Genomic DNA, 23,744 nt, shown 5'->3' with positions numbered 1-23,744 from the left:
GTGCCCCCTGCATCTGGTGAAACAGAATGTTTTAAACTTACCAATGGTGCAAAAGATTTTCTGGCATTTATCAACACCAAGCTTAATCAGGGCTGGAATTTTTGCATGAGTTATGTACATGTGTTTTCATATTTTCAGTGTGAACAATCAAGCAAAAATTCCTGGTTGCAATCAGACTAATACCGTAAAAAAATCCCCTGAGAACACAAGTCCAAGGGGAATTTTTTAATAGCTTAAACATACTTTTTATATACCCCTCGCAGCCACCCGTTCTTTCTCCGCCCTGCAGGTTCGTATCAATCCAATTTCACCTTCACCCATCTTTCCCGCTCATTGCTCTCCAATATCGCATCTGTAATACACATCGACACATGGCCGTCTTCGAATGTTGCAAAGTTGGGTTTATCCTGCAACGGGTCTTTTCCGTCGCGAATATATGAATAGAAATTGAGCATCATATTTTTCAGCGCATCAGGCCAGCCTTCATTGTGGCCGCCGGGATGGTGGATGGAGGGACGGGCCTCTTCTGTGAACAATGCCGGATCTGCAAGAAGTACCTGGTTGGGCTTGTCCCGATGGCCAAGCCATAATTTTTCCGGTTCTTCCTGATTCCAGGATGCTGAAGATTTCCCTCCCGCAATTTCAAAGCAGAGCCTGTTTTTTCGTCCTGCGCTGACCTGTGATACAGTAAATGATCCCCTTGTGCCATCCTCAAAACGGACAAGGACGGATGCAAAGTCTTCTGTATTCACAAACACTTCTTCATATTGCTCCTCGGCAGCCTCGTTTGTTCCAAAAGTAGATACAGATGAAACGCTTTTTTTCCTAACCGGAAAGACAGTAGCCAGGTCCGCGAATACTTCGGTAATTCGTTTGCCGCTCACAAATTGGACGAGATCGCACCAATGGGAGCCGATGTCTGCAATTGTCCTGGATTTTCCGCTAAACTCAGGATCCAGCCGCCAATTATAGTCTGTTTCATACAGCAGCCAGTCCTGCAAGTAGCTTCCGTGAACCAGATGGACCTTGCCCAACTCGCCGCCCTTTACCATGGAGTGCAGGTTTTGGATGATTGGATACTGACGATAATTAAAATTCACTCCATGTACAATGCTATGCTTTCTTGCCAGTTCCAGCAGCTCTCTTGATTCTGTCCGATCCATTGCCAGTGGCTTTTCGGATAACACATGCTTGCCTGCAAGGATGGCCTCTTTGTTTATCGGATAATGAAGATGATTCGGAGTACAATTATGGATTACCTGGATTTCACTGTCTTTCAACATTTCACGATAATCCTCATATGCCTTGGGAATTCCCAGCTCCGTGGCTTTTGACCGAGCGGTTTCCAGGCTGCTGCCCGCCACTGCTGCTACTTCCACGAATCCAAGCCTTCTCACTGCTTCAATATGGGTTGGCCCAATAAAGCCCGTACCGATAATGCCCACTTTGATTTTTTCCATTGTCCCCCTCCCATTCACAGCCATTCTATTTCTTCAATGTTCTTCTGCCAAATGCTACAGCCAGAATGATGATCAAACCGCGAATGATTTGCTGCTGGCTTACATCAAGTCCCATGATGATTAACCCGTTGTTAATAACACCCATCATCAGGGAACCGATCACTGTACCGATGACCGTACCAACTCCTCCGGATAAGGCAGTGCCGCCCAGGATAACAGCAGCTATTACAGATAATTCGTCGCCTTCACCGAAGGTAAAGCGTCCTGCATGCATGCGGCCCGCGTATAAAACCCCTGCAAAACCAGCCATCAGACCTGTTCCGAGGAAAACGAACAGCTTGATTTTATCTGTTTTGATTCCTGAGAATCTGGCTGCACTTTCATTTCCGCCTGTTGCGAGCGTCTGTCTTCCGAAGGCTGTCTTTCTCAGCAAGATATGCCCGATAATGGTTGCAATAAGTGTCCAGATCAATAAGATAGGGATTGGCCCAATATCGCCAGAACCAAATAAAAAGTTAAAGGTAGAGTCCAAAATCGGAACCGGCGCCGTATCGGTAATCCACATCGCCATTCCTTTGACAATCCCCATCATTCCCAGCGTAACAAGGAAGGAAGGAATGGAGACCTTGGTAATCAACACGCCGTTTATAAGCCCTATAATAAGGCCGGTTCCCAATCCTACAACAAGACCTCCGACCACACCATATCCCGCCTGAATTGCCAAAGCGGCAGTGAGTGAAGATAATGCGGTGATCGAGCCGACTGATAAATCAATCTCTCCTGTGCTTATGACAAACGTCATCGCGATGGCCATAATGGTAATCATGGCTGTCTGGCGGACAATATTTAAAATATTGTCGCTCGATAAAAACCCTTCATCGAAGAGACTGACTGAGAAATACAGAAGGACTCCGACGAAAGCGATATAAACAATATAACTGCGCCAATCAAAAGTTTTTCTGTCGGTAACATTTTTTATCGTTACCTGGTCGTTTACTTTAATATCCCTGGATGGCATGTTCAAGATCCTCCTCTGTATGAATGTCCCTTCTGTTTAATTCCTTCACGATCCTGCCTTCCTGCATGACAATGACCCGGTCGCTTACCGCAAGCAATTCAGGCAGCTCTGAGGAAATGACCACAATCGCTTTGCCGGCATCAGCGAGCTCCCGAATGATATCAAGGATTTCCGTTTTAGCCCCTATGTCCACTCCAATGGTCGGTTCATCGAGGATCAGGACATCCGGGTCGCTGGCAAGCCATTTGGCCAGCACGATTTTCTGCTGATTTCCGCCGGATAATAATCCTGATGTCTTAAAGATATTATCCGTTTTTACGTTAAGTTTTTTAACCAGCTCCCTGGCCATCTCATCCGACCTGCGTTCATCCACGAACAATCCCTTTTTGAGCTTTGGCAGAATCGGCAAAATCATATTGTCTTTTACACTATGTTCCAGCACGAGTCCCTGCACCCTTCTGTCTTCAGGTATCAGAGCAAGGCCAGACTTTACAGCCTCAGTCGGGCTTTTAATGTTCGTGTTTCTTCCATTGATGAAAACCTCTCCGGTATCCTTTGAATCGATTCCAAAGATGGCCCGCGCCATCTCTGACCTTCCGCTGCCCATCAGGCCGGCTACACCAAGGATTTCTCCCGGAAACACTTTAAAGCTGATCCCATTAACTTTTGTCCCCGATGCCAAATTGTTTACTTCCAGGACAGGCTTGGAATCCTTTGGATACGGTCTTTCGTGCCACTCAAAGGCCTTATCCATTTCCGCTCCGACAATGTGCCTTATGACCTCTTCCAAACTAATATCTGCAATGTTCTCCGTCACCTTGTTTTTTCCATCCCGCAGTATCGTAATGCGATCACAAATCTGGAAGATTTCGTCCATGCGGTGTGAAATATATATGATCGAAATTCCTTTACGCTTAAGTTTATTTATAAACGAAAAGAGTACTTCTGTTTCCTTCTTGGTTAATGATGAGCTTGGCTCGTCCATGATCAGTATTTTTGCTTCCTGGGATAGAGCCTTTGCTATCTCGGTCATTTGCCAGTAACCCACTCCAAGATCGGCTACCGTGTCGTTTGGATCAATATCCACTTCCAGTTCCTCTAGCAGACGGCGTGTTTTTTCCACACCTTCCTTATCGTTCAGCAAGCCAAGAGGGCCTCTTGATTCCCGGGTTAAAAATATATTCTGGGCCACAGTCAATGTGGGAATTAAGCTGAATTCCTGAAAAATCATCGAAATATAGTTATCCCTTGCGTCCTGTGTGTTGTTGATTGAAACCTTCTTGCCTTCGATTGTAATTTCACCGCTGTCTGCGGTATACACTCCCGTCAGGATCTTCATCAGTGTCGACTTGCCTGCACCGTTTCCTCCCATTAGCGCATGGACCTCTCCCTTATTCACGGAAAAATCCACCGAATCCAATACCGTAATGCCATTAAACGATTTTGATATGCCTTTCATCGAAAGAATTGGCTGTTCCACCTATGTCACCTTCTTTTTTAGAAGGGGCCACTCATAATGAGCAGCCCCTATAGAATTTAATATGAATTTACTTTTGCACCGACTTTGGAGATATTCACCCATTCACTTTTTTCGGCGGATTCCAATATAGCATCACAAATCAGTGCGATTTGATAGCCATCCTGGAAATTCGGTGACACAACAGTATCCTCATTGATTGATTTCATAAAATCATAAGTTTCAATAATCTTGGTTTCCCCGTAGCCGATACCAAGTGCAGGAATTGGCCATAACCCCTCTCCATATGGAGTGGCCGGTCCGGTATACACGGTCCTGAAGCCCTTCGCATCACTCGGATCGTCAGAGAAAGATACCTGAAGTTCATCCCTGTTTTCATAATTGAAATACAATGAACCTTTGTCACCATGGATTTCGAAGGTCAAGAAGTTGTTCCGGCCCCAGGCATTGCGGGTCGCTTCTATGCTTCCGATCGCCCCATTTTCAAACTTTACGAGTGTCATGAACTCATCATCCACATCCACTGCGCTTCTTGGAACGTCATCTGAAGCTTTGACAGTCCCTAGCTTATCGGTCCCTCCAGATTGGACCGGCCTTTCAGGTATCCAGGTTTTTGCAACTGCGTTTACGTCTGAAATCTCACCGACCAGGTAGCGGGCAAAATCTATGACATGTGTTCCGATATCTCCCAGTGCACCTGACCCGGCAATTTTCTTTTGGAATCTCCATGATAAAGGTGAGTTAGGATCTGCTGACCAATCCTGCAGATAGGTGCCGCGGAAATTAAGGATCTTTCCGATTCTTCCCTCATCGATATACTTTTTCGCAAGCGCAACTGCAGGTGTTCTTCGATAGTTGAACGCTACCATATGCTTGACGCCTGCAGCCTCGACTGCTTCCAGCATGGATTTAGCCTCTTCAGCAGTTCTGGCAAGCGGTTTTTCAGAAATGATGTGCTTACCAGCTTTAGCAGCTGCAATTGCGATTTCAGCATGCGAGTCATTAGGAGTAACAATATCAATTACATCGATATTCGGATCTTCCACTACTTCCCTCCAATCGGTTGAGTAGTTTTCAAACCCAAGCCGAAGGGAAGCATCCTTAGCGAGCTCCTCGGTAACATCTACCACTGTATGGCGGTATGGGATGGCAGGTGCCGGCCAAAAGAACATCGGCATTCCTGCATATGCGAGCGCATGCGCTTTTCCCATAAAGCCTCCGCCGATCATACCTATGTTAATTTTTTTCATTGTCTTTTACCTCCTAAGACATTCATAATTTCTTGATTTACAGAAATTTATTTCGCTGCATTTTGAATGGAATCTGGAGCGTCTGCATGATATACCAGCTTCCAGGCATCAAGGATATTATCCTTAGTAACCTTCAAGGCAGGAACCGCTACATATGCCGGAGTTTCTTTTCCTAACAGGGACTGTCCTGCCAGAATTGCCTCTGCAATCCCCTGGTCATATGGAAGCTGAGCTCCAAGACCTTTGATGATACCATCGGAAGCTATTTCAACGGCAACATTTGTTCCTAAATCGATTGTAGTGACAACAACATCTTTTCCTCCGGTTCTCACAGCTGATAACACACCTTCAGCCGGCACATCCCATACTGCAAAAATTCCATCAAGGTCAGGATTTTTCGTTAACATACCTGAAGCTACCTTTTCCCCCTGGTTTGGATCGGTGATGCCGCCACGGGCAACAATTTTCATATCAGGATATTTCTCTTTAAGAGTTGCTTCGAATGCATCCGTACGCTGCTTTGTTACAAAGAAGTCAGCATCGTGGAAGAGAACGCCGATCTTTCCTTTTTTACCAAGCTTTTCAGCCATGATATCCGCTGCCTGTACACCGTTTCCATAGTTATCGGCAGAAACTACGCTGACATAGTCTTTTCCAGCCTCAAGCCCGCTTGGAGCGTTATCCATGAATACCAATTTCACGCCTGCATCTGCTGCTTTTTTATATGCATCTGCAGTTGATACAGGGTCAACAGGGATACTGACGATGATGTCAGGCTTTTTCGCCAGAACCGTTTCAATATCAGATACCTGTTTTTCAGCCTTGAATTGTGCATCGGTTACTGCCACTACTTCAATTCCCATCCTTTTAAATGTATCCTTTAATCCATTGATCTGTGCAGTAGCCCAGTCATTACCTGCATAGTGCATAACAAGTGCGGCTTTATACTTTCCTTCTTTAACCTTTGCAATTTCTTCCTCGGTCAGCTGCAGTGTCTTTGCAGATACCGCTTCTTCACCATGCGGCCCCTTACTCAGAATTTGCTGATCGCCCGGCAGATCAGGGTTGATTGTAATCGGACCTGAAGTTTCGGCCGGTTTGCCTGTTTTTACTTCCTTATCCTTGTTTTCTTCGGATCCGGAAGACTGGCTGCAGCCAGCAAGTGCGAGGCTGGCTAAAATGAAAACGGAAATGAACATCAGTATAAACTTTCTCATATTGACCCCCTTGTTCATCTAAGAACATTCAATTATTTTTGTTTGATAGATTCATATTTCGCGAGATACTTCCTGCTTATTTCTGCACCCAACTTCGGGTTATGGTAGCTGTCCAATTCAACGGTAACCCAGCCATCATATCCCGCTTCATCCAGCAGACGGATCATTTCATCGAACCGCTGATGACCTTCACCCAGCGGCACAAATTCATCGTTATGATAGTCTTTGAAATGGACATATTTAATTCTGTCGCTATATTTTTTTATTACTTCTACGGGGTCTCCCCCACCAGCCTCGATATGCGCAGTATCAGGACATAGATTGATAGTGGTTAGCGGCATCAGTTTATCCAGCTGTTCCGGTGACTGGACGATCGTACCCATATGCGGATGGTAGCTCGGGATAAGACCATGTTTATTTGCAATATCCACTACTTTATCAAGTGCTTTCCCTAAACTTTGGTAATCGCTTTCAAGAATGCCATTGGCACGGATAGCCCCGCCTCCAACCACCAAATGCTCTGCTCCAAGCTCAGCTGCAAACGCGGCAACTTGTTCGATTTTTAGTAATTCCTCTTCTAAAATATCGGGGAAAATGAAATTCCCTCCTGAGTACACCCCTATAAACTTCAAGGAATTCTCGTTCATCAAAGCTTGAAAGTCTTCTTTTCGGCTTGTGTATTGCATGAGGTTGCCATCAAAAAGCTCAAAACCTGTATATCCGGCTTTGCTGATATCTGTCAGAGCTTCTTCTGTAGAACCATTGGCAAGATAGAACAGGTCCTTGACCGAAGTTACTCCAGCAGGATGGCCTACAACACCGCCCCAGGTATTTGTTTGATATCCTAGTCTCATATTTTTTCCCTCCCTTTATACTATCTTTTGGGTGCTTGGTTAATAGCTGGTGAACGAAACCACCTCCCTTAAGAGATATGTAATCGGTTACATCTCAAGCATATTAAAAAGATATCTTTCCAAAACCAAATGTAATCCATTACATTTTCATTTTTACGTTCAGATATCTTCACGTTGTTAAAAAAATTACTTTAAGATAATTTTCTTGTTGATTCCCGCAGCACAAGTCTGTCAGCAAGAATATATTGAGTTTTTTCTCTTACGCATTCAGAATTAATAATCTTGATAAGCAGTGTCATGGCCTTGCTTCCAATTTCGAATGTTGGCTGCGACATCGTTGTCAGGGCTGGCTCGAAGATTGAGGCGAATTTTATATCATCGAAACCTATTACAGATATATCCTCCGGCACGTTAAGCCCCCTCGACTTTATAGCTTTTATTGCCCCCATCGCCATATCGTCGCTCGCTGCGAATACGGCTGTCGGAAGCTCTTCTATTGCCAGAAGCTTCAGCATCATGTTGTAGCCGCTTTCGTAGGAAAAGTCTCCTTCCTGTACTAACAGCGGGTCTATCGGCAGGCCATTCTGGGCCATCGACTGCTGGAATCCCTTTAAGCGGTCACGGCCTACAATTACATTTAACGGCCCTGAAATAAAACCGATTCTTTTATGCCCCAGCTCAATCAAATGATCGGTAGCTTTTCGGGCACTGCTGATGTTGTCAACCGATACTGTCGGGATTTGCGAACCCTCAATATATTCGCACGCAAGCACGACCGGATATTCGTTTGCAATCTCATCGATGAGCTCTCCGTTTATCCTTGCTGTCAGCAGGATCATCCCGTCCGCTTTTTTCTGGCGCAATATGTCCAAGAAGCTGCTTTCCCTTTGTATGTCATTTTGAGCATCACCTAAAAGGACTTGATACCCATTCTCAGCTGCAATAGCTTCGATTCCTCGCAGTATGCCAGAAAAGAACGTATTGGTGATATCCGGAACAACGACAAGTATGGTCTTCGTTTCTAATCTTCTAAGCTGTCTTGCCAGCATATTAGGCTGATAGTTCAACTTTTGAATCGCTTCTAAAACTTTTTCGCTCGTTTCTTTCTTAACCTTTCCAGAATTGATCACCCTGGAAACAGTAGCGGTGGAAACATTGGCCTTTTTCGCAACATCTACAATACTTACCATTACTTTTGTTTCCTTTCACTCAGTGCTTCCGGTAGTAGTCCATAGTATCTAGTTGAAAGTGTAAACGATTACAAAAACAAACGCAATAACTTTTTGAAAATTAATTCTATTATTTTTTCGGGGCGGGAGCGTCCTGATCAGCCCTGACATACATAAGGCGTACCTCGCAGAAAACCGCGCCTTCAGGATAGGGGGCCGCTTATGACCTCGAGTGGCTCGGCGCTGGAGCCAGACATCAGTCTAAGTAAAAAAGTTATACTTCCTATCTGATAAAAAAAGAACCCTACCATTTGATAGGATTCTTGTTTCGCGGCCTTATGCCCACCACATTTCCGATACTTTTTCTTTAAATAGAATTCCTTGCAATAAGGATATAGCCTTGCTCAGTCCCTCATCGATAGAAGCAAGCATGTCTTCATGCTCTATGGAAAGCACATAATCATACCCTACGGCACGCAATGCACTTACGATATCCTTCCATGTCTTCTCGTCATGGCCATATCCGACAGAACGGAATGTCCAGGAGCGGTCCAGCACCTTGCTGTAATGCTTAGTATCAAGCACCCCATTAATTTGTATATTAGCCTTGTCCAGGTAAGTATCCTTTGCATGGAAATGGAAGATTGCATTTTCGCGTCCCAGCTTTTTAATGGCCTCAACCGGATCGATGCCCTGCCATACCAGATGGCTTGGGTCAAAGTTTGCCCCAATATTTTCTCCAGCATGCTCTCTCAGTTTTAAAAGAGTTTCAGGATTATAAACTACGAAGCCAGGATGCATCTCAAAGGCAATCTGATTGATTCCATGCGACGCAGCAAAACTAGCCTCTTCCTTCCAATATGGAATGACAGATTCATTCCACTGCCAATCTAGCACTTCGGCATATTCCGGCGGCCATGAGCATGTCACCCAATTGGGGAATTTTGCGTTCTGATGGTCTCCCGGACAGCCGGAGAATCCATTGACCACAGGAACCTCAAGTCGCTCGGCGAGAAGCACCGTCTTACGCCAGGTTTCGTGGGAATCCTGGGCAAACTTTTTGTTTGGGTGGAGAGGATTTCCATGGCAGCTTAGCCCGCTTATCGTTAATCCCCTGCTCTCCAAAGCATGCTGGAATGCTTTCACTTTTTCCGGGCTGCTTAACAATTCGTCTGGATTGCAATGATTGTTTCCCGGATAGTTCCCTGTGCCGAGTTCAACCGCTTCAACCCCCATGGATGCCAGTTTATCCAGCATTTCTTCGAAAGGAAGGTTCTGATAGAGAACCGTAAACACACCTAGCTTCATATTCACTCCTCCTCATTTTCTACCTTTATCCATCTTTGCTGTTGATGGCTCTTTAGAATGGCATCCATAATGCACATGGATTTATGCCCGTCTTCAAATGTTGCAAAGTTTGGTCTATCAATCAGCGGGTCCTTGCCATCCCTGATGAAGGTATAGAAGTTTATCATCATATTTTTCAATGCATCCGGCCAGCCTTCATTATGCCCACCCGGATGATGGATAGCCGTCCTCGCCTCCTTAGTGAATAGCGCGGGATCTGCAAGCATGAGTTCGTTAGCTTTGTCTCGATGCCCAACCCAAAGCTTCTCAGGTTCCTCCTGGTTCCAAAACGCGGAACTCTTGCTTCCATCAAGTTCAAAGCTTAATCGGTTCTTGCGGCCTGCACTTACCTGGGAAACCGTAAATACGCCCCTCGACCCGTCGTCGAATCTAAGCAGGACCGAAGCATAGTCTTCCGTCTTAATTTCTACATCTTCATAGTCGTCAACAGCTGCACCTGAAGCATACGTGGATACATTCGTTTTTGATTTCTTCCTTACCGGTATGACTGTAGCCAGATCGCCAAGCACTTCCACAATTCGTTTTCCTGTTACGAATTGTACGGTGTCGCACCAGTGGGAACCAATATCTGCAAGAGCGCGGGTATCTCCACCGGCCTCTGGGTCAAGCCTCCAGTTGTAGTCAGTTTCATAAAGCAGCCAATCCTGCAGGTAGCTGCCGTGTATGAGGTTTATTTGACCGAAATGTCCGTCACGAACCATGGACTCCAGGTTGCGGATCATCGGGAACTGACGGTAATTAAAGTTCACCCCATGGACTACCTTGTGTTTTTTGGCTAAAGTAAGCAGCTCTGCAGACTCCTCGGTCGTAACCGCCAATGGTTTCTCTGACAGGACATGCTTCCCCGCAAGGATGGCCTCCCTATTAATCTTGAAATGAAGATGATTCGGCGTGCAGTTATGAATGACCTGAATTTCACTGTCTTCCAGCATGTCCCGGTAATCGCCGTACGCCTTGGGAATGCCAAGCTCCTTGGCATTTTGTTCAGCCGACTCCCGGCTGCTGCCCGCCAGTCCAACAACTTCTACAAAACCGAGCCTTCTGACTGCTTCGATATGGGTAGGCCCGATAAAGCCTGTTCCTACGATACCAACCTTAATTTTATCCATATGACTTATTCCTCCCATCGGCAGATATAGCTATATTATTTTTTCAGCGTTTTTCTTCCGAATGCTACCGCTAGAATAATGATCAAGCCTCTGACGATCTGCTGCTGGCTGACATCAAGTCCCATAATGATCAAACCATTGTTAATGACACCCATCATTAGTGAACCAACAACGGTACCAATGACTGTTCCGACTCCGCCTGACAATGCCGTTCCGCCCAGGATTACCGCGGCAATAACAGAAAGCTCATCACCTTCACCGAAAGTGAAGCGTCCTGCGTGCATCCGCCCGGCATATAAAATACCTGCAAAACCAGCCATTAAACCTGTTCCTATAAATACAAGCAGCTTGATTTTTCCCGTTTTGATCCCTGAGAACTTAGCAGCACTTTCATTTCCGCCTGTAGCCAGGGTCTGTCTGCCAAAAGCGGTCTTGCGCAGAAGCACATGCCCAACCGCGGCAATGATCAATGTCCAGATTAATAGAATTGGAATCGGGCCAAGATCCCCGGATCCGAATACAAAATTGAAAGTATCATGGACAATTGGCACCGGCGCTGTATTTGTAATCCACATCGCCGCACCCTTTACGATTCCCATCATACCCAGCGTTACGAGGAAGGAAGGAATCGCAGCCTTCGTGATTAACAAACCATTAATGAGTCCTACCAATAATCCTGTTCCAAGGCCTACAACAAGTCCTCCGATTAAACCATAGCCTGCCTGTAATGCCAGGGCTGCTGTTAACGCAGATAAAGCTGTAATGGAACCGACTGATAAATCAATCTCTCCTGTACTGATGACGAATGTCATCGCGACTGCCATGATCGTAATCATTGCTGATTGTCTGGCAATGTTCAGCATATTTGTAGAAGTTAAGAATCCCTCTCCGTTCAGCACGATGGAGAAAAAGATGAGGACCCCGATGAAAGCGAAGTATACAATGTAGTTGCGCCAGTCAAATTGCTGCTTTCCATATTTTAAATTTGGTGCAGCAGCTGCACCGCTTACCTTAATATCCTTGGATTGCATGTTGAAGCTCCTCCTCCGTATTGATCTCCTTCCTATTTAGCTCCTTCACCACTTTTCCTTCATGCATGACAATCACTCTGTCGCTGACTGCCAGAAGTTCAGGAAGTTCAGATGAAATCACTATGACCGCTTTTCCGCTGTCGGCCAGTTCGCGGATGATCTCCAGGATTTCTGTCTTTGCGCCTATATCCACCCCAATGGTAGGCTCATCCAGAATCAATATATCCGGATCATTGGCAAGCCACTTGGCCAAAACGATTTTCTGCTGGTTTCCTCCGGATAACAGACCCGCTGTCTTGAAAATATTATCCGTTTTAATATTCAGCTTTTTCACAAGCTTGTTTGCCATATCATTGGCTTTATGATCATCTACGAAAAAGCCCTTCTTGAGCTTGGATAGTATAGGCAGGGCCATGTTGTCCTTCACACTATGCTCAAGCACCAGCCCTTGCATCCTCCGGTCCTCAGGAATGAGCGCAATCCCCGAATTTACTGCGTCCACTGGATTCTTGATCGTCTTTTTCTTGCCATTAATTTCGATTTCACCAGTATCTATTGCGTCAATACCAAATATGGCGCGTGCCGTTTCTGATCTCCCGCTTCCCATTAATCCTGCGACACCAAGTATTTCACCCGGGTACACCTTGAAGCTTACGCCGTTTACAGCGGAACCGGCCGAGAGGTTGTTTACATGAAGGACAGGAGTAGAACCGGCTGGATAGGTACGTTCCTTCCATTCAAAAGCCTTGTCCATTTCCGCTCCAACAATATGCTGGATGACGGTTTCCATACTGATGTCCGAGCAATTTTCCGTGACTTTATTTTTTCCGTCCCGTAAAATCGTAATCCGGTCACAGACTTTAAATATTTCATCCATCCGATGCGAAATATATATAATCGAAATCCCCTTGCGCTTAAGCTTGTCTATAAAAGCGAAGAGAACCTCCGTTTCCTTCTTGGTCAGGGATGATGTTGGTTCATCCATAATTAAAATCTTCGCTTCCTGGGATAGGGCTTTGGCAATTTCCGTCATTTGCCAGTAGCCGACTCCAAGATCCTGGACAACATCGTTTGGATGAATATCCACTTCCAATTCGTCTAATAACACCTTGGTTTTCTCAATACATTCTTTATCATTCAATAATCCCAAGGAATTCCTGGATTCCCTCGTCAAGAAAATATTTTCCGCAACTGTCAGTCTAGGAATCAGACTGAACTCCTGGAAAATCATCGATATATAGTTATCCCTGGCATCCTGCATATTTTTGATGGATACTTGTTTGCCCTCGATATAAATTTCTCCGGAATCCGCTTCATACACACCTGTCAGCGTTTTCATTAATGTAGATTTTCCTGCACCATTCCCACCCATCAAGGCGTGAACTTCACCCTTCTTTACTGTAAAATCGACTGAGTCCAACACAGTGATTCCGTTAAAGGCTTTTGAGATATTTCTCATAGAAAGAATCGGCTGTTCCAACTAATTCACCTTCTTTTTTAGAAAAGGCCACTCCCAAAAGAGCAGCCTTTATAAAATTTATGACAATTGCAATACTTTTTCCATTTCATTAACATTTACCCATTGGCCGCCTTCAGCGGATTTAAGCACCGCGTCCGCAATCAGTTCAATACGGTATCCATCATTAAAGTTTGGAGATGCTTCTGTGCCTTCGACAATGGACTTAAAGAAGTCGTACGTTTCAATGATCTTCGTTTCGCCATAGCCGATTCCGAGTGCAGGAATTGGCCATAGCCCTTCTCCATAAGGTGTAGCCGGCCCAGTATATACTGTCCTGAAGCCCTTAGCATCACTTGGATCATCAGAGAAGCATACCTGCAGTTCATCCCGGCGCTCATAGTTAAAGTATAGAGAACCTTTGGTTCCGTGAATTTCGAATGTAAGGAAGTTATTGCGTCCCCATGCGTTGCGTGTAGCTTCAATGCTGCCGATGGCGCCGTTTTCAAATTTCAGCATTGTCACAAACTCATCATCTACATCGACTTTTCCCTTTGGCACATCAGCATTGCTGTTTTTAACAGTACCAAGCTTGTCCACACCGCCAGTTTGCAGCGGACGCTCTGGAATCCATGTCTTTGTCATGGCATTCACGTCAGAAATTTCACCGACAAGGTAACGGGCGAAATCTACCACGTGTGTTCCGATGTCACCCAACGCACCTGAACCGGCAATTTTCTTTTGGAAACGCCATGATAGAGGTGAATTAGGATCAGCGGACCAATCCTGCAGATAAGTACCGCGGAAATTAAGTATTTCACCGATTTTTCCTTCTTCGATATATTTCTTGGCAAGAGCAACGGCCGGTGTTCTCCTGTAGTTGAAGGCAACTGCGTGTTTTACGCCTGCAGCCTTTACCGCCTCAAGCATGGTCTTTGCTTCTTCAGCTCCTAAAGCCAATGGTTTTTCGGAAATAATATGCTTGCCTGCTTTTGCTGCCGCAATGGCAATTTCAGCATGTGTGTTGTTAGGTGTAACAATGTCTATAATGTCAATTTCAGGGTCGTTGACCACTGCTCTCCAGTCAGTGGAATAGTTATCGAAGCCTAATTTGGCTGCTGCGTCCTTTGCTAATTCCTCCGTTACATCCACTACAGTATGGCGGTGCGGTATAGCTGGAGCCGGCCAAAAGAACATTGGCATTCCGGCATAAGCCAGCGCGTGCGCTTTCCCCATAAATCCTCCGCCAATCATACCTACATTAAGCTTTTTCATATTTATTTCCTCCTCAAATTGTTGTATTTTAGTGTTTTTTCGCTGCATCCTGAATGACTCCAGGAGCATCCATGCGGTATACCATTTTCCATGATTTCAGGACATTATCCTTTGTGACACTTAAGGATGGAACTGCAACATAGCCTGGCGCTTTCTTTCCAAGCAATGAATATCCTGCGAGCATTGCTTCTGTTACACCCTGATCGTATGGCAATTGTGCTCCGAGGCCTTTTACATTTCCGCCTAAGGCTATTTCCAGAGCAACATTCGTCCCCAGGTCAATCGTTGTGATGACAAGGTCATCACGTGCAAATACCCGTGCAGCCGACAATACTCCTTCTGCCGGAACATCCCATACCGAGAAGATTCCATCTAAATCCGGGTTTCTTGTCAGCATCCCGGAGGCAACGATTTCTGTCTTATTGGGATCCGTAATTCCGCCGCGGGCGACAATTTTAATATTTGGATATTTTTCTTTAATAGTTTTTTCAAACGCTTCTGTACGTTGTTTGGTTACAAAGAAATCTGCTGCATGGTAAATTACGCCGACCTTCCCTTTGTTCCCAAGCTTTTTAGCCATGATATCCGCTGCTGCGACTCCATTGCCATAATTATCTGCGGAGACAACGCTTACATAATCCTTTCCGGCCTTTAAACCAGCGGGCGGATTATCCATGAATACCAATTTAATGCCTGCCTTTGCAGCTTTTTTGTAGGCATCTGCAGTGGAAACCGGGTCGACTGGAATACTTACAATCAAATCAGGGCGTTTCGCCAATACTGTTTCCAGATCCGATACCTGTTTTTCTACCTTGAATTGGGCATCGGTAACAGCAACGACTTTAATTCCCATTCGGTCAAAGGTTGCCTTCAATCCATTAATCTGTGCTGTTGACCAATCATTTCCTGCATAATGCATGACAATTGCAGCTTTGTATTTTCCAGCCTTAATTTTTGCAATTTCTTTTTGAGTCAGCTTAAGGGTTTTGGCGGAAACCGCCTGTTCGCCATTTGGACCTTTACTTAATATTTGCTGGTTACCTGGTATCTCCGGGTTTATTGTAATGTCACCAGTAGTGCTGGATTGTCCAGCTATATCCGTCTGGACCTTTGCTTCATGGCTGTTTGTCCCATTGGAACTGTCTTTACTGCAGCCAGCCAGCACTGAACCTGCAAGAAGAATGGCCAGAGTAAACATCGATAACAGCTTTTTCATAATCAACCCCTCTTATCCTTCAAAACTAGGCTTGTCTGCTAGTTTCGAATTTTGATAGAAACTCACGGCTGATTTCTGCGCCTTTTTTCGGATCATGGTAGCTGTCAAGCTCCACAGTGATCCATCCATCATAGTCTGCTTCATTCAAGACTGTAATCATCTCGTCAAATTTTTGATGTCCGTGTCCCAGAGGAACAAATTCTCCGCCTTCATAATCCTTTAAGTGCACATATTTAATGCGGTCTACATATTTCTTGATTACTTCAACTGGATCTCCGCCGCCTGCTTCGATATGCGCAGTGTCAGGGCATAGATTAATTGTGGTTAAAGGCATTAATTTGTCCAATTGTTCCGGAGATTGGACATTCGTTCCCAGATGTGGATGATAGCTCGGGATCAGTTTATACTTTTCCGCTATTTCTACTACTCTATTTAAAGCATTTCCCAAGTCAGTGTAATCGCTGTCCAAAATGCCATTCGCACGGACCGCTCCTCCGCCTACAACAAGATGTTTAGCGCCTAATTCTGATGCAAGGGCAGCCACACTTTCAATTTTGATAAGTTCTTCTTCTAAAATGTCAGTGAAGATGAAATTTCCGCCTGTATATACTCCGATAAACTCAAGCGAAGTTTGTTCCAGCAATGCTTTAAACGCGTCTTTATTATCTTTATATTCCATTAAGTTGCCATCAAACAGTTCAAAACCTGTATATCCGGCAGCACTAATATCTCTCAAAGCTTCTTCTGTAGATCCATTGGCAAGGTAATAGAGGTCTTTCACCGAAGTAACTCCAGCAGGGTGTCCGACTACTCCTCCCCATGTATTAGTTTGATATCCTAATTTCATGTTGTTCCCTCCATTATTAACAATATTGTAAATTTATTTTTCAAGCAGGCTGTTAATCTGGAAACCCATCACCTCCTGAAAGAGTAATGTAATCGATTACAATTTCCGTTAAAAAAATTTGTGATTGGTACATAATCTTTTTAACTTGTAATTAATGGAATAATTCAGAAATGTAATCCTTTACATTTTATTTTTAAAAAAAATGCTTGATTACAAACTTTCCTTGCATGAATCCCTAATAATCAGCCTATCTTCTAAAATATATTGATCTTTATCTAATTCATCGTGGTTTATTAATCTTATCAGTAATTCCATTGCTTTCTTCCCAATATCAAATGACGGCTGGCCTATGGTTGTGAGTGCCGGTTCATAAATCGAGGCAAACTTGATATCATCGAACCCAACGACAGAAACATCGTCAGGAACTTTCAATCCTTTCGACTTAACAGCCTTAATAGCACCGATCGCCATTTCATCATTTGCTGCAAATATGGCAGTCGGAGTACGGTCCAGAGCGAGAAGCTTCAGCATTAGATTAAAGCCGCTCTCGAAAGAGAAATCTCCTTCCTGCACCAAAAATGACTCCACAGGCAGACAGTGCTGCGCCATTGCTTGCTGGAACCCTTTCAGCCTGTCGCGTCCCAGGACGCTATTGAACGGTCCGGAAATATGGCCGATTCTCTTATGGCCGAGATTGATTAAGTGTTCTGTTGCTTTTCTTGCACTGCTGATGTTATCAATCGAGACTGTAGGAATGTTTGACCCTTCCGTATATTCGCACGCAAGAACGACCGGGTACTGGCTCGCCAGTTCCTCCACAATCTGGGCATCGACATTTGCGGTTAACAGAATCATTCCATCAGCTTTTTTCTGCCTTAGGATATTCAAATATCCGCTTTCATGTTCAATACTGTTATTCGCGTCGCCAAGAAGGACTTGATAGCCATTTTGATTGGCCACTTCCTCTACTCCGCGGAGTACCTTTGAAAAGAAGGTATTCGTTATATCGGGAACTACCACAAGGATGGTCTTTGTTTCCAGCCGGCGAAGCTGCCTGGCCAGAAGATTAGGCTGATAATTTAATGATTCAATTGCCTCCAGGACTTTATCTGTTGTTTCTTTCTTAACTGTACCTGAGTTTGTTAACACCCGCGACACAGTGGCAGTAGAGACATTTGCCTTTTTTGCAACATCAATTATCCTTACCATTCTTATAATTCCCTTCAAGATTATTATCTTTGAACCTATTGTAATCGATTACATTTTGAAAAGCAAGATTCTTTCTATTATTTTTTTAATTGTTTTAGTGAAATAGAATAAAACTGCCCAATTACCATATAAATCAAGATATTCTAAGCTTATTTTATTATTTTGCACTTATGATTAGATAAAACCATTAATGTAATTAGCCTGCATGATGAAAATATCTTTTGTAATTTCTTGTTCCATTTACATTACAAGCAGCTCATAAAAAAAGAAGAGGACCGAAAACATTCCCTCTTCTAGCCTTGCACAAAATTGAATTATCTGGAAACCTCGTATTTTTTTACAGAGATTTCCTCAGCTAGCAGTTCTGGAAGTACCCGGATAAAATCCTTAAAATGCTGCGTTTGCTCGTGTTCGTCAATGGCTGCCCGGTCCCTCCACTCTTCAACAAATACAAAAGCATTTTCCTGTTGTGTGTCTTCATACAAGTTGTAGCTATTATTGCCCTCTTCTGCTTGAGAGTGTTCGATGACGTTCTTTGCAGCTTCCAAGAACTTTGCCTGTTGATCCTGCTTTACCTTCAAATAAGCATGAATGATAACCAATACAATCATCCCTTTCAATATTTGTGGAATAAAGAACCTATATTTAATGTATCACCACACTGGAAAATATCCTATCTTTTTGATGCGCGGCCTCTATCCTTTTTAAGTTAGGCTGAGTTGTATTATTGACTAATATTTCTCAAAGATGATTTTTAGAGAATATTTCCGAATCTAAAAGTTTCATTCATGCACTTTCAATGTACTGCAGTACGATTTTGCAAAATCTCCGCCATTATAGTTGATAGGAATTCCTCTACATGAAAAGGTTTAGTTATATACGCGATAAATCCCAATTCCAAGGCACTTTTGATGTCTTTGTCCATTGCATTTGCACTTGTTGCAATAACCGGAGTAAGCTGGGTAGTATCGACATCGTATATGGCAGAGCTTTTCTTTCGGATTGTGCATAACAAAAAAGCCTGGGTGTCCAAGCTTTTGGTCTTTGCTCCTACATAAAAATTTCATGTTCTTATGGAAGGTTTGTAGGTGTAACTTATATGTATTATTTATTTTTTTCTCTTTTTTCTGGAGCCCTTCCAGATGATATTTCTAAATAATAAGCAATCATCAATACTAAAATGACAAGGGATAAGATCAAGTTTTCGATTGGATCTGTACGGTTAACTATAATAAAACGTAATGTCGCGGTAATCCCGATATATAAGAGATATCTTATCGGGAAATGGTACCCCTCTCTAAAATACTTGACGATTGTAGACAGGAATGCAAAATAAAGAAAGAACACAAGCACTTCCTGTAGCATATTATGAACTTCAAGGCCTGGTCCTATTATCTCAAATGCTATCACCCATAATTCACGGACCATTGCTATCGTCAATAAAAGCCCCAATAACATAAGTGAACCATTAAGGATATATTGAAATCCATTTATAATCCTGATATTCATTTTTATCCTCCTTTATAATTATTCTACCATAGTAAAATTCTTCTTATTTGTGACATTTCAACAACAAATCCCTCATTAATATCCATTGTGCTTCGATAAAGGTCCAAGGCCCATCCTCCGGTTATGATTTATAAAAATCAGAATAGGACCAGAATTGTTTTAAAATGATAAACTTTCGATTTCCTATTCCCAAGGTTAAAGTCATCAAACTTTATTTACAAAATCAATATATCTTGTTAACACAGACTTTCCTTCCTAAAAAGCCTACTTGATGAAGGCCCAAAACCGCTGAGAGAGTTGTGTACAGGTAGTTCGTCATGGGGCGATTAAGGTCCAAAAGCCCTGAGAAAATTAGAGAAACGTTCTTGTAGCAGCTTTCAGTATTTCCAGACAGCTTCATTGAAGCTTTAAATGGTCCCGATAAAATAAATTGCTGCCGCAGTACAAAAAAGCCTCCCGGGTATGGAAGGCATGACTGAATAAAGTAATATAGTATCTTAGATTATTCTAAGAGAGCTTTTCTTTTCTTTGCAAAAGCACTGCACAGATCACAATAAATCCCTTGAATGCTTCCCTTAGGAAAGGCGGTACACCGAATAAGTTCAATAGATTGTTCATAACAGCGATAATGAGCATACCAAACACGGTCCCCATGATGAACCCTCTTCCCCCGCTCATGCTGGTCCCGCCTACTACAGCAGCAGCGATGGCATCCATTTCGATTCCCCTGCCGGCATTGGCAAAATCCATGGACCCAATACGCGAAACTTGAAGAATAGCGGCAATGGATACAAGAACCCCCATCAGCGCATACACGCGGACCTTCACTTTTTCCACATTGACACCAGACAGCCTTGCCGATCTTTCGTTGGATCCCACGGCAATGATTTGTCTTCCAAAGACGGTGCGTTTGGACATATAGTACAAAATATAAATGATGATAGCCCAGTAAACAATGGGCATAATCATGTACCCGCCAATATTAAAACTGGATATCTTCAAGAATTCCATTGGAACGGTCGGGTTGTGTCCTTGCATAAAATGCTGGGTGACACTCCTAAAAATCATCATGGCACCCAGTGTTGCAATAAATGGCGGTACATTCCCCTTTGTAATAGTCACTCCGATCAATAGGCCCAGCAAATATCCCAAAAGGATCACCAGCAGGATGGTAACAATGAAGGCTGGCACTCCGGACAAACCCAGCAAGCCTAAAATCCCTTTTGCGCTCGTATCGAGAAGCAGCATGCCAACAGCTCCTGTGGCGACCAATGTGGACCCCACCGATAAATCAATCCCGCCTGTCATGATGACAAGAGTCATACCCAGCGCAATAATCCCAACCCCGGCATTGTTACGCAACAGGTTAATCCAGTTATTAACCCAGGAATCAAACCAGCTGCCAAAAGAATCATAGTCGAATCCTAAGACCAATGTCTGGGATATCACCATGATCAAGAATGCAATTCCGGTGCTGAACAGAGGATCTTGCACCCATTTTGTTCTTAACCATCCAAATACGCTTTGATTGTTTTTCACATGTTCAATTTGCATTATTAAATTCCACCTCCCCCTGCTTGATTCAGCTTTCCACCCGTTGCAAGATGCATGATATTTTGCTCGTTCATTGCCTTTCCAGCCAGTTCTCCCTGAATGGCTCCATGATACATGACAAGCGCCCGGTCGCATACGCGGATAATTTCCTGGCCTTCACTGGAAAGCACGATGACTGCAATATTCTGTTCAGCAAGCTGTAAGATGATATCATAGATATCCTCTTTCGCCCCGACATCTACACCTTGGGTGGGATTGTCTAAAATAAGCAGTTTTGGGTCCGCTGCCAGCCATTTGGCCAGGACAACCTTTTGCTGGTTCCCCCCGGATAGACTATTGATGCTGTCTGTAAGCTTTCCCATTTTTATTCTCAGCGCAGTGCGATGTTTAGTAAAAACTTCTTCATGCTTTTGTCTGTGAATGACACCTCTTTTGCGAAACCTGGGCCAGGTCACAATCGAGGCGTTTTCAAATATATTCATATCCTTGATGATTGCATTTTCTTTTCTGTTTCTTGGAACATAGGCAATACCCTGCTTAATGGCCTGCGTCGTACTGCTGATGTCTGCTTCATTGCCATTTAAAAAAATCCTGCCTGCTGAAATGATTCCGGCTCCAAAAATAGATTGGAACAGCTCGCTCCGCCCATCGCCAAGAAGGCCGGTAACACCAAGAATTTCGCCTGCCCTTATCGAGAAGCCGATGTTTCTGAAAACGCCATTAGAGGTAAGCCCTTCAACTCTCAGTACCTCATCACCCAGCTTTTTCTCCCGTAAGAGCGGTTCGGTTCTCACATCATAACCCACCATGAAACGGGCAAGGTCGTCAGTTGTTACTTCACTGACATTCCCTTCCTCCACAAGCTTGCCATCCCGAAGCACAATGAATCTTTCGCAGATTTGCATGACCTCATTCAGCTTGTGCGAGATGAAAATAATCCCCACATTGTTAGCCTTCAGCGTTCTCATCATTGTAAATACGCGTTCAATTTCCTGATCAGTCAGGGAGGTAGTCGGCTCATCCATAATAATGATGGAAGCATTCATCATCATTGCCCGGCAAATTTCCACAATTTGTTTATAGGAGGCATCCAGGTCCCGCACCATCGTTTTGGGATTTAAATGTACATTCATTTGTTTGAATAAATCCTCCGTCTTGTGAATCATGGCTTCCAAATCAAGTGTTCCTCTTTTAGTTTTCAACTCTCTGCCAAGGAACATGTTTTCAAAAATCGGCAAATCATTGATGAGATTCAATTCCTGATGGATAAAAGCAATACCCGCTTCCTGAGACTCTGCGGGATTGCCGAACTCGACCTGTTTTCCATCCAGGGAAATCGTCCCTTCATCCATTTGAAGGACACCTCCAAGGATGTTCATCAATGTGGATTTGCCGGCACCATTCTCCCCCAGTAAAGCGCAGATTTCTCCGCCTTTTATCTGTATCGATACATCTTTAAGCACACTGTTGCTCCCAAAAGACTTCTTAATATTTTTCATTTCCACTATCATGGCATCACATCCAGACCTTTGCTAAAAGAGAGGCTATAGCTTGTGCCATAACCTCTCCTTCACTGTTTTATAGAATACCGAACTATTAATATGGTGTTTTTTCGTCAAGGAATTCCTTATAATTCTCTCTGTCTACGATCGTAGTTGGAATGATGGTCTCTTCCTCAACATCCTCACCATTTAAAAGTTTCAGCGCCACATCTACAGCATCTTTCACCATAGCCGGGCTATAAAGGGCAGATTCTATCCAAATATCTTTGTTTTCCGGCATCATTTTAAAGTACTCCTGCATGCCGCCTCCGCCAGTCACCACCTTAATATCGGTTCTTCCAGCTTCTTTGATGGCTTGCAATACGCCGATCGATGTTTCATCGTCCATGGAGTAAACGGCTTCAATCTTTGGGTTCTTCGTCAGAATGTCAGAGAAATCCTTCAAGCCATCTTCTCTCGTAAACTGTGTGGCATAGGATTTAATCTTCATATCAGGCGCAATTTCCTTCATTGTGTCTACGAATCCTTCTTTTCTCAGCTCTGATACGGACCCTGAAGATGGAACTTCCAGCATGACGACCGTTCCTTCTTTTCCAATTTTGTCTACGATATATTTTGCTCCCTGTATACCCATATCCTTGTTGTCTCCGGCAACCCGATAGACCCCGTCCACATCAATTTTGATATCGAAGTTTACGATTTTAATACCTTCATCCTTTGCCTGCTGGATCGGAACCTCCATTCCCTCCCATTGCGGGAAAGCTACAATCGCTTCTGCGCCCCACGTCTTTAAATCGTCCAATTGGGCAGTCATTTCTTCCGCATTATTACTAGTCTGTATCTTGTACTCCACCTCATCGGACAATTCCTTGGCACGAACTTCTGCATTGTATGCAACGGCTGCAACCCAGCCGTGTGTAACAGCCGGCGCAAGAATCCCGATTTTGTGCTTCTTGCTGCCTTTTTCATCACCTGAGGAATTATCACTGGATGTTTTCGAGTCACCACATCCGGTAAGAACCGGCACGACTATCAATAGCATCAATAAAACTAAAGAAATAGCCTTTTTCATCAACCTAACCCCCCGCATAAATTTAATAATCTATCGTAATATGGAACCCCTGGAACAAATTAAACGCTTTCATTTTTTTATATTACTTATGCAATGTATGCTACATCGCTGCAGCCATTCTATGTATCTACTATTGTTGAGTATTACTGGC

General features: G+C 43.9%; 21 protein-coding genes. All 21 read right to left on the bottom strand.

All coding sequences use genetic code 11. The features are described from left to right. Positions 1-296: 296 nt before the first annotated feature. The gene (locus tag V1500_RS02765; RefSeq protein ID WP_409304112.1) at positions 297-1,460 is read right to left on the bottom strand and encodes a Gfo/Idh/MocA family protein; all 1,164 of its coding nucleotides are present in this window, start codon (positions 1,458-1,460) and stop codon (positions 297-299) included. 25 nt (positions 1,461-1,485) lie between these two features. Next, positions 1,486-2,478, bottom strand: a complete 993-nt coding sequence (locus tag V1500_RS02760) for an ABC transporter permease (RefSeq protein ID WP_409304111.1) — start codon at positions 2,476-2,478, stop codon at positions 1,486-1,488. Continuing rightward, the gene (locus V1500_RS02755; RefSeq protein WP_409304110.1) at positions 2,459-3,958 is read right to left on the bottom strand and encodes a sugar ABC transporter ATP-binding protein; all 1,500 of its coding nucleotides are present in this window, start codon (positions 3,956-3,958) and stop codon (positions 2,459-2,461) included. The genes V1500_RS02760 and V1500_RS02755 overlap by 20 nt, the downstream gene beginning before the upstream one ends. 56 nt (positions 3,959-4,014) lie before the next feature. Continuing rightward, positions 4,015-5,205 (bottom strand): Gfo/Idh/MocA family protein, encoded by a 1,191-nt coding sequence (locus tag V1500_RS02750; protein ID WP_409304109.1) that lies wholly within the window; start codon positions 5,203-5,205, stop codon positions 4,015-4,017. A gap of 47 nt (positions 5,206-5,252) precedes the next feature. Continuing rightward, a complete protein-coding gene (locus V1500_RS02745) occupies positions 5,253-6,422 on the bottom strand; it encodes a substrate-binding domain-containing protein (protein ID WP_409304108.1) in 1,170 nt (389 codons plus the stop codon). 32 nt (positions 6,423-6,454) lie between these two features. Continuing rightward, positions 6,455-7,276 (bottom strand): sugar phosphate isomerase/epimerase family protein, encoded by an 822-nt coding sequence (locus V1500_RS02740; protein ID WP_409304107.1) that lies wholly within the window; start codon positions 7,274-7,276, stop codon positions 6,455-6,457. 191 nt (positions 7,277-7,467) lie between these two features. Then, the gene (locus V1500_RS02735) at positions 7,468-8,466 is read right to left on the bottom strand and encodes a LacI family DNA-binding transcriptional regulator (RefSeq protein ID WP_409304106.1); all 999 of its coding nucleotides are present in this window, start codon (positions 8,464-8,466) and stop codon (positions 7,468-7,470) included. A gap of 315 nt (positions 8,467-8,781) precedes the next feature. Further along, positions 8,782-9,753, bottom strand: coding sequence for a sugar phosphate isomerase/epimerase family protein (locus V1500_RS02730; protein ID WP_409304105.1), 972 nt, complete (start codon positions 9,751-9,753; stop codon positions 8,782-8,784). A 2-nt stretch (positions 9,754-9,755) separates the two neighbouring features. Beyond that, the gene (locus tag V1500_RS02725) at positions 9,756-10,922 is read right to left on the bottom strand and encodes a Gfo/Idh/MocA family protein (RefSeq protein ID WP_409304104.1); all 1,167 of its coding nucleotides are present in this window, start codon (positions 10,920-10,922) and stop codon (positions 9,756-9,758) included. Positions 10,923-10,957: 35 nt separating this feature from the next. After that, entirely contained in the window at positions 10,958-11,953 is a 996-nt protein-coding gene (locus tag V1500_RS02720) for an ABC transporter permease (protein WP_409304103.1), read from the bottom strand. Continuing rightward, positions 11,934-13,433 (bottom strand): sugar ABC transporter ATP-binding protein, encoded by a 1,500-nt coding sequence (locus V1500_RS02715; RefSeq protein ID WP_409304102.1) that lies wholly within the window; start codon positions 13,431-13,433, stop codon positions 11,934-11,936. Before V1500_RS02715 ends, V1500_RS02720 begins: the two co-directional genes overlap by 20 nt. A 57-nt stretch (positions 13,434-13,490) precedes the next feature. Continuing rightward, positions 13,491-14,684 carry a Gfo/Idh/MocA family protein gene (locus V1500_RS02710; RefSeq protein ID WP_409304101.1) on the bottom strand — a complete coding sequence of 398 codons (1,194 nt, stop codon included), beginning with the start codon at positions 14,682-14,684 and terminating at the stop codon, positions 13,491-13,493. Between the two features lie 28 nt (positions 14,685-14,712). Continuing rightward, positions 14,713-15,900, bottom strand: a complete 1,188-nt coding sequence (locus tag V1500_RS02705) for a substrate-binding domain-containing protein (protein WP_409304100.1) — start codon at positions 15,898-15,900, stop codon at positions 14,713-14,715. A 25-nt stretch (positions 15,901-15,925) separates the two neighbouring features. Then, positions 15,926-16,747, bottom strand: a complete 822-nt coding sequence (locus tag V1500_RS02700) for a sugar phosphate isomerase/epimerase family protein (protein ID WP_409304099.1) — start codon at positions 16,745-16,747, stop codon at positions 15,926-15,928. A gap of 210 nt (positions 16,748-16,957) precedes the next feature. Further along, positions 16,958-17,956: a LacI family DNA-binding transcriptional regulator gene (locus V1500_RS02695; RefSeq protein ID WP_409304098.1), complete on the bottom strand. Its 999-nt coding sequence runs from the start codon at positions 17,954-17,956 to the stop codon at positions 16,958-16,960. 314 nt (positions 17,957-18,270) lie between these two features. Further along, positions 18,271-18,558 (bottom strand): putative quinol monooxygenase, encoded by a 288-nt coding sequence (locus V1500_RS02690; protein ID WP_409304097.1) that lies wholly within the window; start codon positions 18,556-18,558, stop codon positions 18,271-18,273. 194 nt (positions 18,559-18,752) lie between these two features. Further along, positions 18,753-18,971: a hypothetical protein gene (locus V1500_RS02685; RefSeq protein ID WP_409304096.1), complete on the bottom strand. Its 219-nt coding sequence runs from the start codon at positions 18,969-18,971 to the stop codon at positions 18,753-18,755. 89 nt (positions 18,972-19,060) lie between these two features. Further along, entirely contained in the window at positions 19,061-19,465 is a 405-nt protein-coding gene (locus V1500_RS02680; RefSeq protein ID WP_409304095.1) for a phosphate-starvation-inducible PsiE family protein, read from the bottom strand. Between the two features lie 507 nt (positions 19,466-19,972). After that, on the bottom strand, positions 19,973-21,019 hold the full coding sequence (locus V1500_RS02675) for an ABC transporter permease (protein WP_409304094.1): 1,047 nt from the start codon (positions 21,017-21,019) through the stop codon (positions 19,973-19,975). A 2-nt stretch (positions 21,020-21,021) separates the two neighbouring features. Further along, the gene (locus tag V1500_RS02670; protein ID WP_409304093.1) at positions 21,022-22,530 is read right to left on the bottom strand and encodes a sugar ABC transporter ATP-binding protein; all 1,509 of its coding nucleotides are present in this window, start codon (positions 22,528-22,530) and stop codon (positions 21,022-21,024) included. 85 nt (positions 22,531-22,615) lie between these two features. After that, a complete protein-coding gene (locus V1500_RS02665; protein WP_409304092.1) occupies positions 22,616-23,593 on the bottom strand; it encodes an ABC transporter substrate-binding protein in 978 nt (325 codons plus the stop codon). Positions 23,594-23,744: the final 151 nt, after the last annotated feature.

Source organism: Peribacillus sedimenti (assembly GCF_046237635.1).
Classification (GTDB): domain Bacteria; phylum Bacillota; class Bacilli; order Bacillales; family DSM-1321; genus Peribacillus; species Peribacillus sedimenti.
Note: the sequence above shows the minus strand (reverse complement) of the source record. Positions and strands in the feature narration are given on the sequence as shown.

Bases quoted from the DNA above. Each gene is read 5' to 3' on its own strand.
- V1500_RS02765 (WP_409304112.1), bottom strand. From the start codon at position 1,460: ATGGAAAAAATCAAAGTGGGCATTATCGGTACGGGCTTTATTGGGCCA.
- V1500_RS02760 (WP_409304111.1), bottom strand. From the start codon at position 2,478: ATGCCATCCAGGGATATTAAAGTAAACGACCAGGTAACGATAAAAAAT.
- V1500_RS02750 (WP_409304109.1), bottom strand. From the start codon at position 5,205: ATGAAAAAAATTAACATAGGTATGATCGGCGGAGGCTTTATGGGAAAA.
- V1500_RS02745 (WP_409304108.1), bottom strand. From the start codon at position 6,422: ATGAGAAAGTTTATACTGATGTTCATTTCCGTTTTCATTTTAGCCAGC.
- V1500_RS02740 (WP_409304107.1), bottom strand. From the start codon at position 7,276: ATGAGACTAGGATATCAAACAAATACCTGGGGCGGTGTTGTAGGCCAT.
- V1500_RS02735 (WP_409304106.1), bottom strand. From the start codon at position 8,466: ATGGTAAGTATTGTAGATGTTGCGAAAAAGGCCAATGTTTCCACCGCT.
- V1500_RS02730 (WP_409304105.1), bottom strand. From the start codon at position 9,753: ATGAAGCTAGGTGTGTTTACGGTTCTCTATCAGAACCTTCCTTTCGAA.
- V1500_RS02725 (WP_409304104.1), bottom strand. From the start codon at position 10,922: ATGGATAAAATTAAGGTTGGTATCGTAGGAACAGGCTTTATCGGGCCT.
- V1500_RS02720 (WP_409304103.1), bottom strand. From the start codon at position 11,953: ATGCAATCCAAGGATATTAAGGTAAGCGGTGCAGCTGCTGCACCAAAT.
- V1500_RS02710 (WP_409304101.1), bottom strand. From the start codon at position 14,684: ATGAAAAAGCTTAATGTAGGTATGATTGGCGGAGGATTTATGGGGAAA.
- V1500_RS02705 (WP_409304100.1), bottom strand. From the start codon at position 15,900: ATGAAAAAGCTGTTATCGATGTTTACTCTGGCCATTCTTCTTGCAGGT.
- V1500_RS02700 (WP_409304099.1), bottom strand. From the start codon at position 16,747: ATGAAATTAGGATATCAAACTAATACATGGGGAGGAGTAGTCGGACAC.
- V1500_RS02695 (WP_409304098.1), bottom strand. From the start codon at position 17,956: ATGGTAAGGATAATTGATGTTGCAAAAAAGGCAAATGTCTCTACTGCC.
- V1500_RS02680 (WP_409304095.1), bottom strand. From the start codon at position 19,465: ATGAATATCAGGATTATAAATGGATTTCAATATATCCTTAATGGTTCA.
- V1500_RS02675 (WP_409304094.1), bottom strand. From the start codon at position 21,019: ATGCAAATTGAACATGTGAAAAACAATCAAAGCGTATTTGGATGGTTA.
- V1500_RS02670 (WP_409304093.1), bottom strand. From the start codon at position 22,530: ATGATAGTGGAAATGAAAAATATTAAGAAGTCTTTTGGGAGCAACAGT.
- V1500_RS02665 (WP_409304092.1), bottom strand. From the start codon at position 23,593: ATGAAAAAGGCTATTTCTTTAGTTTTATTGATGCTATTGATAGTCGTG.